Here is a 12,791-nt window from a genome sequence, read left to right as displayed (position 1 = left end):
CATGGACTGTCACTTCAATCTGTTCCAAATAGCTAAAGTGCCCATCGAGCGACACGTAAAAATCAGGAATGCAGCGACCCCTTTTGACCCTCAATACCAAGAATATTTGGTGAAGAGAAAATCTAAAAGGCTAGCTCGTAACTCTTGGAAAGAGCCTGTCCCGACTGCGTTATAAGTTGCTGGGTATCAATGATGCCTTAGTGGAGGCTTGAGCCGTATGCAGTGAAAGTTGCACGTACGGTTCTTAGAGGGGCGGCACTTGGTAACAAGTGTCGTCTACTCGACAAAGCATTCCTCTCATTTTTAGTACACGGCATATTTTTTAAACTGTCGATAGCGTCCAACTTCGTTGAGGATTGGTCTGTTAAGGTTACCTTTGTGCATAAGGAAGTTGCACATCACGCTATTAAGCCAACTAGCGCGCCTGAATGACATCGGACAAAAGGATTTGTTATGCCCACTCTATTTTCTAACTCACCACTTTTTCAGAAATTGAAGCAGCCGTGGCTGGTTTCTCTGACTCTAGTCGTGTTGTTGTCGATCTGGCTTGGTTTAGGCGTAGGGCAAGCAGAAGAGTCGCCTGAGAAAAAAGCAACAGAAATTCCGCTGGCTAAGGTTTCCTTTCAAACCTTCACCTCATCACCGACCTTTAAAACGATTGATCTCTATGGAAGAACGGCGCCCGATAGGCATGCTCGTCTAGGTGCAGAAGTCGCGGGTAAGATTGTCAGATTGAATGTTGTTAAGGGGGGGATGGTTAAAGCAGGACAAGCCATTGCCCAGATAGATAAGGGTGATTTAGAGATTCAACTAGAGCGAGCATCTGCGTTATATCGCTTGAAGCAGAAAGAGTTCAAAGCGGCGCAGTCACTGAAGAAAAGAGGACTGCAAGGTGAAATCGCCTACACCACAGCTGAGGCTTCATTAACAGAAGCAAAAGCCATGATGCGCAATGCGGAATTGGCTTTAAAGAATACTGTCATTACTTCGCCTTTTTCGGGTGTGGTTCAAGATTTGATGGTGGAGCTCGGTGATTTCGTTAGTGTTGGCGATCCTGTTGCTGGCGTGATTGACCTCGATCCTTTGGTTATTGAGGCGGATGTCAGTGAGCGTCATATCCAACATTTGCTAGTCAATCAATCTGCTTTGGTTCGTTTGTTAGGGCGAGAAGAAGCGGAAGGCCGTTTACGCTATGTTTCTCGTATCTCTTCTGTTGCTACTAATACCTTCCCAATCGAGATAGAAATCGATAACTCTAAAGGCCTATTACCAGCAGGTGTCAGTGCCGAAGTTAAACTCAACCTAGAAACAAGAGATGCAATAAAGATAACACCGGCGATGCTAGCATTGGATGAGGCGGGTAACCTAGGGGTCAAAACCTTGGTTTCAGTCGATGACTCACCAACGGTGAAGTTTGTAGGCATTCAGCTAGTAAAGGCCGAACAAGATGGAGTTTGGCTCACAGGACTTGGACAACGCGTCGATATCATCACAGTAGGCCAAGGGTTTGTGCGTGATGGTGATTCGGTGATTGCTGTTGAGCAAGTCGCTGAACTCTCTAACGTAACCGCAGAGTAGGAGATAACCGATGTATTCAATTATTGATGCAGCCTTGTCTCGTGCTCGAACAATGCTCTCCCTTTTAGCGTTAATCCTTGTAGCCGGTGTCGTCACCTATATCACGATACCTAAGGAATCGAGCCCAGACATTACCATCCCAATTATCTATGTTTCGGTCGGGCACCAAGGGATCTCGCCAACGGATGCAGAACGTTTATTGGTTCGACCTATTGAGCAAGAGCTGAGGTCGATTGAAGGCGTAAAAGAGATGACAGCAACCGCAGCAGAAGGGCATGCCTCTGTTGTGTTGGAGTTTAATGTTGGCGTCGATCTCACCAAAGCAATGGCCGATGTGCGTGACGCGGTTGATCTGGCTAAACCAAAACTACCAGAAGACAGTGACGAACCGACCGTAAATGAGGTGACGCTGGCTTCTGAGCAACCTGTTTTGTCTGTTGTGCTATTCGGTACCGTTCCTGAGCGCACCATAGTGCAAATTGCCCGAGAGCTTGGAGACAAATTAGAAAGCTATCGCCAAATCCTTGAAGTCGATATTGCGGGCGATCGCGCTGACATCGTCGAGATCATTGTCGATCCGTTATTGATGGAGAGCTACAGCTTAGATCAAGCGGATATCTATAATCTGATCGCTCTGAACAATCGAGTGGTGGCCGCAGGTTTTGTTGATACTGGCTACGGACGTTTTTCTGTCAAAGTCCCTTCGGTATTTAACTCCTTAAAAGACGTGCTTGAGTTGCCTATTAAAGTGGATGGCAAGCAGGTGGTCACTTTTGGCGATGTCGCTACGGTTCGTCGAGCGTTTCGAGATCCTGAAAGTTTTGCTCGTTTAGATGGCAAATCTGCGGTGGTGTTGGATATCAAGAAGCGTGCAGGTGAGAACATCATCGAAACCGTTGAGCTAGTCAAAGCGGTAATGGCTGGTGCTCAGCAGCAAGCGGAATGGCCAAATAACCTGTTGGTCAAATACACCTGGGATGAATCTAAAGATGTGAAGATCATGCTTAATGATCTGCAAAACAATATCTTATCCGCCATTATTCTGGTGGTGATCGTTATCATCGCGATTCTTGGTGTGCGTACCGCTTTGTTAGTGGGTATTTCCATTCCAGGCTCATTCCTAACCGGGTTATTGGTTCTTTCGGTGTTTGGCTTAACCGTCAACATCGTAGTGCTGTTCTCTCTGATTATGGCGGTGGGGATGCTAGTAGACGGTGCGATTGTGGTGACCGAATTTGCAGACAGGCGAATGCAAGAGGGTGAAGGGCGCAAAGCCGCTTACCGAGATGCAGCGAAACGGATGGCGTGGCCGATAACCGCATCGACTGCCACAACCTTAGCCGCATTTGCTCCGTTACTGTTTTGGCCTGATGTGACGGGCGAATTTATGAAGTTCTTACCACTAACTCTGATCGCGACTTTAACTGCATCATTGATCATGGCGTTGTTGTTTGTGCCCGTGCTGGGCGGTTTGATTGGCAAACCTCAATACGTATCGTCTAAAAGCCAAGCTCGAATGGTCGCACTGCATAATGGTGACTTTTCACAGGCTACTGGTTTAACCAAGGCTTACTACCACACGCTTTCTTTAGCGATTAAACACCCCTTTAAGATTTTGTTCAGTGCGGCACTGCTCGCGGTTGCAGTTGGTTTTACTTATTCAAAAGCGGGTCTAGGTGCAGAGTTCTTCCCAGAAGTTGATCCGCCATTCTTTAATGTCAAAGTTCGCTCGCATGGGGATCTGTCTATCCAAGAAAAGGATGACATCATGCGTGATATTGAACTGATGATGCTCAATCATGATGAGTTCGATACCGTTTACACGCGTACTGGTGGTGACGACCAGATTGGTTTGATCTCAATTACGCCTGTTGACTGGCAATATCGACGCAGCGTTAAGGCGATTATTGATGAGTTGAAGGTACAAACCGATCAATACGCTGGTGTTGAGATTGAATATAAGTTCCCTGATGCTGGGCCTCCGGTTGAAAATGACTTAGTGATTGAGCTGTCGGCAAGAACTCCAGAGCAGCTCAATCAGGCTGCAAAAATTGTGAGAGGTTGGGCTGATGGAAATAAAGCACTGACCAATATCAGCGATACTGCGAGTAACGATGGCATCGATTGGAAGGTGGATATTCGCCGCGACGATGCTGCGCGCTTTGCAGCTGATGCGACCTTAGTGGGTAATACCGTTCAATTCGTGACTAATGGTCTCAAGATTGGTGATTATCTGCCCGATGACTCTTCAGAAGAGGTCGATATCTTGGTGCGCTACCCTAATGATAAGCGTGATATCGGGCGCTTCGACCTGCTTAGGGTGAAAACGCCAGCAGGTTTAGTACCTATTACTAATTTCGCTCAGATCGTTCCCGACCATAAGCAAGACACCATTAAACGCCTTGATGGCAAGCGTGTGGTGAACATCATGGCGGATATGGAAGAAGGGTATAACCTTGCTCTCGAACTACCAAAGATTGAACAAGCATTGAGTGAGCTAGGGCTGCCGAGTAGCGTGGAATTTCGCATCCGTGGTCAAAACGAAGAACAAGAAAACTCGTCAGCCTTTTTACAAAGTGCTTTCTTGGTTGCTTTGGCGGTAATGGCTTTGATTCTGATTACTCAGTTCAATAGCTTCTATCAAGCGTTTTTGATTCTGAGTGCTGTATTGTTTTCGACCGTTGGCGTGTTCGTTGGCTTACTGATCTTCCAACGTCCGTTTGGCATTGTGATGTCGGGAATTGGGGTAATAGCGCTCGCCGGCATAGTCGTGAACAACAACATCGTGTTGATTGATACTTATAATCAGCTCATCAAAAGAGGCTTGGACAAGCGAGATGCGATTCTAAGAACCGGTGTTCAGCGTTTAAGGCCAGTAATGCTCACGACGGTTACGACTATCTTAGGTTTAATGCCGATGGTGTTAGAGATGAACATCGACCTGATTAATCAAAAGATAGAGTTTGGCGCGCCAAGTACACAATGGTGGTCACAGCTTGCGACCGCTATTGCTGGTGGTTTGGCGTTTGCCACGGTGCTGACTTTAGTATTAACCCCTTGTTTGTTAATGCTTGGACGGAACAACAAACCTGAAAAACAGTAGCTAGTTGTGGTATGTGAGCATAAAAAAGAGCGCCTTGATGGGCGCTCTTTGCATTTTTCTATTTTGCAGTGAAGCTACAAACGCCTAGTTAGTCGCTAGTAACTGACCGTATCGCTCAAGGTTTCTTAATCGAATCTCTGAGTTGGCAATAAAGGTTGCTTTTGCTTTACCAGTTAACGACTTGGATTGAGGCAATTTCACGGTACGCGCATTTTTATGTACGCCATTAACCAAGAATTCATAATGTAAGTGCGGGCCAGTCACACGGCCTGTACCGCCCAAAGTACCAATGGTTTGGCCTTGTTTTACGCGCTGACCGGTTTTCACCATACGTCGCTTCATGTGCAGGTACTTGGTGATGTAGGTGTTGCTGTGGCGGATGAACACGTAGTTACCATTGAATTGGTTGTAACCTGACTTCTGAACAATACCGTCACCGGCTGCCCAGATAGGCGTGCCAACAGGGGCTGCGTAGTCAGTACCGCGGTGAGCTCGAATCTTACCGGTTACTGGGTGTCTCCTGGTAGGGTTAAAGTTCGATGTTACGCGACGAAAATCAATTGGTGAGCGCAAGAACGCCTTCTTCATCGCACGACCATTTTCATCGAAGTAGTTGCCGCTTTTATCATCCAATACCGCGGTAAATGAATCGCCTTGGTTTTTGAATACGGCTGCCATGATCTTACCGCGACCAACTACTTCACCTTCAACCACTTTCTCTTGGTATAAGATTTTGAAGCTGTCGTTCTTACGAATATCTAACGCAAAGTCGATATCCCAACCGAAGATGCCGGCCAGTTCCATAATTTGGTTTGCGGTTAAACCTGCGCTGACGCCAGCGTTCCAGAAGTTAGAGGTGATGTTGGCTTCGGCATAATTGTATTGGTATACCACTTCTTTTTTGTCGAAACTTGATGAGAAAGAATCGCCAGATTTAGTGATCTTGAAGCTTTCAAACGCACTAAGTTGTCGTTTTAACTGAATAAGGTCGTTGTTTTCATCAAAGCCGAACTGCAAGACATCACCAGGTCTTAGGTTAGACAGCTGCTTCTTAATATCATTATTGGTATTGAGTAGCGTGATCAGCAGACGGTATGAGAGGCCAATACGTTCAAATAAAACAGAGGTGCTTTCGCCAGAGCGAACGGTGTATTTCTCCCAATTGAGCACTGCCGTCGGTGGAGCGTCACTTGAGCTAATAAGTGCAGAGGCATTGATAGTCAGTGGGTAATGTTTTCCCACAACTAAAGCGCCCGAATCGTCACGCAAACTGTTGACGTCGGGGAGTAAGAAAATCGCGACGAAAATTATGGCACTAAAAAATGCGATAAAAGCCCGGTGCAAAATAGGAAGGCGTGCAAAAATAGACAACATGTTCCGGTTCGTTCTGTAAATATTATGAAAATCGACGACGGAATAGTGTAACTGGTTTCAAAATACATCGCTATTCAAGTAAGATGTCTAATTAATGTATTTTTGCCAAATCTGTGGGAGTGAACAAGAATGGCGAGTATTGAAGCTGCACTAGCCGAGATCAAACGTGGCGTAGAAGAACTGATTCCAGAAGACGAACTGATTGCAAAACTAAAAGAAGGTCGTCCTTTACGCATTAAGCTGGGTGCCGATCCAACAGCTCCAGATATCCACCTAGGCCATACGGTTATCTTTAACAAGCTTCGTGCTTTCCAAGAGCTTGGTCATGAAGTGACATTCCTTATCGGTGATTTCACTGCAATGGTTGGTGACCCATCAGGTAAAAACTCAACACGTCCACCGCTAAGCCGCGAAGACGTATTGAAGAATGCTGAAACTTACAAAGAACAAGTATTCAAAATTCTAGATCCTGCGAAAACGCAAATTCGCTTCAACTCTGAATGGCTATCTGAGCTTGGCGCTGAAGGCATGATTCGTCTTGCTTCTAACCAAACTGTTGCTCGTATGCTTGAGCGTGATGACTTCAAAAAGCGTTACGCTGGTGGTCAACCGATCGCAATCCACGAATTCATGTACCCACTTCTACAAGGTCACGACTCTGTTGCACTAGAGAGCGACGTTGAGCTTGGCGGTACTGACCAGAAGTTTAACCTTCTAATGGGTCGTGAACTGCAAAAAGCAGCAGGTCAAAAACCACAAGCGGTACTAATGATGCCACTACTTGTTGGTCTAGACGGTGTTAAGAAGATGTCTAAGTCTGCGCATAACTACATCGGTATTAGCGAAGCACCAAGCGAGATGTTTGGTAAGATCATGTCTATCTCTGACGATCTAATGTGGAGCTACTACGAGCTGCTGTCTTTCCGTCCTCTTGAAGAAGTTGCGGAACTGAAAGCTGGCGTTGATGCAGGTAAGAACCCGCGTGACGTTAAAGTGCTTCTTGCTAAAGAGATCATCGCTCGTTTCCACAGTGAAGCAGATGCTGAAGCCGCTGAGCAAGAGTTCGTTAACCGTTTTGCTAAGAACCAAGTTCCTGATGAAATGCCGGAGTTTGAATTCGAAGCAGGCCTGCCAATTGCGAACGTTCTAAAAGAAGCGGGTCTTGTAAACTCGACTTCTGATGCGATGCGTATGATCAAGCAAGGCGCTGCTAAGCTTGAAGGCGAGAAGATTGAAGACAGCAAATTCGTGCCTGAAGCAGGTACTGCCGTTTACCAAGTAGGTAAGCGTAAGTTTGCTCGTATTACTATTAAGTAATAATGCACATCAATAATTGAACCAAAGGCATCCACGGATGCCTTTTTTATTGACTTAAAGTTGACGAAACTTTGAAACGCCTATTGCTACACTATGCGCGCTGTCAAATTGACAGTAATTCTGGAGATTTTTATGAACAATACCGACCATCCTCCTAGTTTGAATGGAGAAGAATAACCTGTCTCGGTATTGATCTATTGTCCTGCCGTTCAGGTAGGGTATCTTTGTTTTCCCCCGCATTCTTTTCCACACACTAGATTCTAACAAGTAGACACATCAGTAGCTTTCAGCTCTTGGTGCGCTTAGCTGTACGCTCTTGGTGTATTAGCTATAGGCTATTTGTTTTGATGGTCGTTACCTTTGCCAATCGGGAGATTCGCCATGACGGTAATGAACAACACTTTTTTATCTATTGAAGCTCTGTACTCAGAGCAAGACATCCAAGCTGTATCGAATGCATTTCAACAGTACGGACGTGAACAACAAATTAATCTTTTGAATCGAATGCCGCTCGAAGATGCGGTGCTAGTGCTGGGGCAATGCTCTTTGAGTACGATTCAGACTTTACTTAGTGAGCTAGAAGAGCAGGGCTTTGAGAAGCGCTCTCGACATCTAGCTCACCAACTAGGGCTGATCTACTCTGAGGTAGAACCTCAACAGGGTTACCTTTCGACTGGCGTCATGAGCCACGTCAGGCAGCGTATCGGTTGGATTATTGCGTTAGCACTATTGGGAATCGTCTCAGGGCTTATCATTGCTCAGTATGAAGACATTCTCAGTCAGTTGGTACTTTTGGCAATCTACATGCCGGTAATTGCTGCTGCTGGTGGTAACACCGGAACACAAGCAGCGACTTTGGTGATCCGAGCCTTAGCCACAGGTGAGTTGAAAAAACGCCAATGGGCTAACGTTCTATGGAAAGAGTTTAGAGTTGCTATTTGTTTAGCTTTAGCGATTGCTGTAGTGATGATTGGACGTATTTTGCTCTTTAGTGAAAACCAAGCGACAGGTGGTTATGATATCAACATGATTGCGTTAGCTATTGCGGTAGCGCTGTTTATTCAGGTGACCATATCAACCGTGCTGGGTGGCGGATTGCCGATAGTTGCTAGGCTATTTAAGCTTGATCCAGCGGTGTTAGTGAGCCCAGTGCTTGCTTCCATAGTTGATATCTCAGGAATGTGGATCTACTTCACTGTGGTTAACTCATTCCTCGGTATCGCTTAGCTCCTATAAAAATAGGCACCTATAAAAATAGCTAAATACATCTGAGAAATAAAAATGGCGCTGCAGATTGAAGGTCTTCAGCGCCATTTTTATTATTAAACTAGAAGCTTACACAAAGCTAAGCATTACTTAGATTTGCTTTGTGGTTGACTGAACTCGACCACATCTTTGTAGAAAGCACGTTCAAACTGGGTGATTGGTGCTTCCACTGGTTTGTCTGGATCTTGTTCTTCAGGGAAGTAATCACGGACAAATTGCACAAACAGAGAGTTTGGTTTTCCCGCTTTATCCAATCCGTATCCCGCCATGTTGTAACTGCCGTATAGAGAACCACTTTTGGCGATAATGTTGCCTTGAATCGGTGCTTTTCTCATGCTTTGACGGTATTTGAGCGTTCCATCAGTGCCAGATCTAGGCATAGCCTCAATCAGGTTGAGCTGTTGATCGTTTTCCCAGATATAACGAAGCACTTGAGCCATGGTCTGTGACCTCATTCGGTTGTTTCTGGATAACCCTGAACCATCGACGAGCTGCGCTTTACTGAGGTCAATATTAGCCTTGGTCAGCAGTATCTGCTTTATCGCTTCAGTACCGTTATTGAAGCTACCCGGTTGAACATAAAATGTCGCTCCTAGCGTTTTAGTTAGATTATCTGCGATAAGGTTATCTGACTTCTTGAGCATGATATCGAGCAGTTCAGGAAGCTTTTCTGAGTTGTGACTAGCGACTAACGTGGTTTTGTCTGCTTTCGCTTTTTTACCAATAATCACATCACCTTTTACTTCTATTTTCAGTTCTTTGAGAAGCGATGTCACGACTTGATAGGTGTAAAGTTCTGGATTTTGAATCGCGAACTTGAGTGGCAGTGGCTTTTTACGCTCAACCAAGCAACCAGAGAGCTTGTAAGCGTTATCTGGTGTGGTGATGAGTTCCAAGTCGCATTGTGTCGCCTTCTGCCCAGAGCGAGTTACCGTGGCAGCGGTGGTCGTCACGTCTATCGGATAGTGAGCGGGAATATAAACGCGAGTGCTGCCATTACCTTTTGTATAAATAGAGGCTTGTGCGCAGTTGCTGTCCAAGGTCATTGCACTAGAAGGCGCGCTGTAACAAACGCCTAAAATGTCCCAAGGCCAACCCACCGCGCGTTGATAGCCCGTATAAGTCGAGTTATCGAGATACAGGTTACCGTTAATGGTTTTAGATTGTGATTTAGTATATTGAGCTAAAAGCCTTTTTAACTGCTCTCTTTGTAGCGTCGGGTCGCCGCTGAATGAGAGCACAACATCTTTATTAGAACGAGCAATGCTAGTCGTATAGTGAAAGTCATCCCCTAATTCCAACTTCGCTGCTAAAGCTGTGACCAGCTTTAAAGTACTGGCGGGAGGGTAGAAGCCATCACTGTTGGAATTCATTTTGTATGAATCGCCTCTCAGGGATTCCAAAATTACACTGGTGCTACTGCCATCAGGCAGTTTATCTAGAGGGGGGTAAGCGAAAGCGTTAACTGAGAAAGCGCTAATGGAAAAACTACATACAAGTAGTGTGGATAGAAGGCGCATAGAAGATTTCTTGGATGGCTGATGTTTTCAGTATACAGATATAAAAAACGCCCGCTAGATAGCGGGCGTTTTGATTCTCAATTAACTAATTAATCAATTAGATAATCAGAATTAGAAGTCGTAACGTAGACCTAGAGCGATTTCGTCTTCAGCGTCAGCTTTAGATGCATTACCGTTTACTAGAGATGTACCGCCGATCTTGTCACCTTCAGAAATTAGGTTGAAGTTGTACGAGATGTACGTGCGGAAGTTAGGCTTGAAGTAGTAAGTTGCATCGATTGCAACGTTATCTGCAGAAGTCTCATCGTTAGTTTCTGCGTTGTTGTACGTTAGAGTAAACGCAGTTTTATCTAGCGTGTACGCAGTTGCAAATTCGTAACCTGTGTAATCTACAGTACGGCGTAGAGTGTCAGCTTCTTTCTCACCGTCAGTGAATACACCTGCAAAGTATAGAGCTTCAGTGCGGAAAGATGCCGCTAGCATGTATTCGTTGTCTAGGTCTTGATCAGCGTAACCCGCACCTAGCTTGAAGCCAGAATCGCCGATTGCGTAGATACCAGATAGAGAGTAACCATCTTCACCGTTGTCGTCGTAACCACTGTCAGTTGCTGAATCTGTACGATCTGCAAAGCGGTAGCTTGCTTTTAGGCCTAGGTCTTGGAATTGGCCTTTGTAAGAAAGCATGTTGTCAGAACGGTCAGCTACTGCGATTTTGTCTGCAGCAGAGTTACCGTGGTAAGACATGATATCCGTGAAGTCTGTGATTACGCCTAGCGCACCGTCGTTTTTACCGTAAGTAACTTCACCGAAGTCACCGCCGATACCAGCGTATGTGTAACGGTTAGTGATGTCGCCGTCGTTGTTATCAGTAGAGCCGCCGTTTTCAGCAGTTGTGAATTCGCCTTCGTAGAAACCAACACCGTATAGGCCGTCTTGGATTTCAACTTTACCTAGGAAGTTTAGACGCACACGAGAGTTGTCTTGAGCTGCACCATCTTTTAGAGATAGACGAGCTTCAGCACGGCCACCGATTTCTAGAGAAGTGCCGTTTGAGCTGTATACAGATGTACCTTCGATACCACCAGCTTGTTTACCGTCCGCTGCCACTGCGTTAGTAGCAAGAGCTGCAGCAGATACAGCAAGCGCGATCATAGTCTTGTTCATGTTATTATTTCCTAATTACTGTCCATAGAAGTTTTATCAAGGATTTGAACCCTTTTGTGTATTGCCTGTATTAATCAGGCTTCATAATCATGATTAGAACAGAAGTCTGAAAAATGCCAGTGCAATCCATGGGTTACTTTTTACCTCTAAAGTTCCATGGTCAGTTAGTAAAATGATATAAAACTAAAAAATGAACACTGTTTTATTATATCTCTTATTGATTAAGTGTTTGTTTTAAAGTGATTTTTATAAAAGTGTGATCTGTGTTTATTTTGTTTGTTTTTTGTTTTTTTAGGTATTTAATTCTCCATTTATTGATGGGGAGGTTATTATTCATTTTTGTGATGTCTGTAATTTAGACCTAGATAAAGCTTTTATAACGCAAAGTGGAATAAAGGTGATTTAGCCATAAAGTTTGTTTACACTAAGCCAAATCGTTTTGTTTCTATCACCCAATAAATACGTTGGGTGTATTTATGTTGGCCAAAGAAAGCTTTGGCATAGAGGTAAAAAATGGAAAAGGTTCCAATGACAGTACGTGGCGCTCAGCAGCTACGTGACGAATTAGATCGCCTACTTAAGCTACGCCCTGTTATCTCAGCAGCTATTGGTGAAGCACGTGAACTAGGTGACCTGAAAGAGAATGCTGAATACCACGCCGCTCGTGAAGAGCAGGGTATTTGTGAAGCTCAGATCCGTGATATTGAATATAAGCTATCACTGGCTCAGATCATCGATGTAACGCAAATGGATAATACGGGCAAGATTATCTTTGGTACGACAGTGACACTGATTGATGTGGATACCGATGATGAGTTCCGCTACCAAATCGTTTCAGAAGACGAAGCTGACATCAAGACTGGCCGTATTTCTGTGAAATCACCAATTGCTCGCGGTCTTATCGGTAAGATGGAAGGCGATGAAGTAATGATCTCTACCCCAGGTGGTGACAAAGACTTCGAAATCGACAAAGTAGAATATATCTAATTGAATTTTCTTTGTTTCTGATAAGTAAAAAGGTCGCTAAATGCGACCTTTTTCGTTTCTCACGCTACACTAAAAGATAAGCGCTGTGGCTTCCTATTAGTGAAGTTAGCTTATATCAAACTCGCTTATTTACGTGGAATCTCGATTTTACGTGCTTCTGACTGGCGGAACAGTACTAGAACTTTACCGATAGTCTGTACTTTCTCAGCTTTAGTTTCACGTACAATTGCATCGATAATCAGTTGCTTAGTCTCACGGTCTTCTGATGCAACTTTAATCTTGATCAGTTCGTGGTGGTCTAGAGCTAATTCGATTTCCGCTAGAACAGCTTCAGTAAGTCCATTTGCGCCCATTAGCACAACAGGTTTTAAACTGTGAGCTAGGCCCTTTAGATGCTGCTTTTGTTTGGTACTTAGGTTCATTACGCGGCCAATTTTCTTTACTATTAGGGTTGAAAAAACCTATTTTAACGCCATCTAAAG

The 12,791-nt window shown here is 44.8% G+C and carries 9 protein-coding genes and 1 pseudogene; 6 read left to right on the top strand and 4 right to left on the bottom strand.

The features are described from left to right. The 3 genes and pseudogenes from ACED46_RS07140 to ACED46_RS07130 all read left to right on the top strand — a co-directional run. Positions 1-175 (top strand): annotated as a pseudogene (locus ACED46_RS07140) (group II intron reverse transcriptase/maturase); the annotation flags it as partial. Positions 176-453: 278 nt separating this feature from the next. Further along, a complete protein-coding gene (locus ACED46_RS07135) occupies positions 454-1,578 on the top strand; it encodes an efflux RND transporter periplasmic adaptor subunit (RefSeq protein WP_017059405.1) in 1,125 nt (374 codons plus the stop codon). A gap of 10 nt (positions 1,579-1,588) precedes the next feature. Then, entirely contained in the window at positions 1,589-4,681 is a 3,093-nt protein-coding gene (locus tag ACED46_RS07130) for an efflux RND transporter permease subunit (RefSeq protein WP_371721157.1), read from the top strand. A gap of 84 nt (positions 4,682-4,765) precedes the next feature. Here ACED46_RS07130 and ACED46_RS07125 read toward each other — a convergent pair whose 3' ends face one another. Next, a complete protein-coding gene (locus tag ACED46_RS07125; RefSeq protein ID WP_065584911.1) occupies positions 4,766-6,055 on the bottom strand; it encodes a peptidoglycan DD-metalloendopeptidase family protein in 1,290 nt (429 codons plus the stop codon). 129 nt (positions 6,056-6,184) lie between these two features. Here ACED46_RS07125 and tyrS point away from each other — a divergent pair, with 129 nt between their 5' ends. Both tyrS and ACED46_RS07115 read left to right on the top strand, forming a co-directional pair. Next, positions 6,185-7,372, top strand: coding sequence for a tyrosine--tRNA ligase (gene tyrS, locus ACED46_RS07120; protein WP_017059402.1), 1,188 nt, complete (start codon positions 6,185-6,187; stop codon positions 7,370-7,372). A gap of 381 nt (positions 7,373-7,753) precedes the next feature. Next, entirely contained in the window at positions 7,754-8,599 is an 846-nt protein-coding gene (locus ACED46_RS07115) for a magnesium transporter (RefSeq protein WP_102428941.1), read from the top strand. Between the two features lie 125 nt (positions 8,600-8,724). On the opposite strand, the gene dacB is transcribed toward ACED46_RS07115, so the two are convergent. Then, positions 8,725-10,158 (bottom strand): serine-type D-Ala-D-Ala carboxypeptidase, encoded by a 1,434-nt coding sequence (gene dacB, locus ACED46_RS07110; protein WP_102428940.1) that lies wholly within the window; start codon positions 10,156-10,158, stop codon positions 8,725-8,727. Between the two features lie 111 nt (positions 10,159-10,269). After that, positions 10,270-11,322 carry a porin gene (locus ACED46_RS07105; protein ID WP_371721156.1) on the bottom strand — a complete coding sequence of 351 codons (1,053 nt, stop codon included), beginning with the start codon at positions 11,320-11,322 and terminating at the stop codon, positions 10,270-10,272. A 513-nt stretch (positions 11,323-11,835) separates the two neighbouring features. Between ACED46_RS07105 and greA the strand changes: the two genes are divergently transcribed. Then, complete coding sequence (greA, locus tag ACED46_RS07100; protein ID WP_017059397.1) at positions 11,836-12,309, top strand: transcription elongation factor GreA; 474 nt, start codon at positions 11,836-11,838, stop codon at positions 12,307-12,309. 125 nt (positions 12,310-12,434) lie between these two features. Here greA and yhbY read toward each other — a convergent pair whose 3' ends face one another. Next, the gene (yhbY, locus tag ACED46_RS07095; RefSeq protein ID WP_004738252.1) at positions 12,435-12,731 is read right to left on the bottom strand and encodes a ribosome assembly RNA-binding protein YhbY; all 297 of its coding nucleotides are present in this window, start codon (positions 12,729-12,731) and stop codon (positions 12,435-12,437) included. Between the last annotated feature and the right edge of the window lie 60 nt (positions 12,732-12,791).

This window comes from Vibrio sp. 1S139, assembly GCF_041439475.1.
In the GTDB taxonomy this organism is placed as follows: Bacteria; Pseudomonadota; Gammaproteobacteria; order Enterobacterales; family Vibrionaceae; genus Vibrio; species Vibrio crassostreae_C.
Note: the sequence above shows the minus strand (reverse complement) of the source record. Positions and strands in the feature narration are given on the sequence as shown.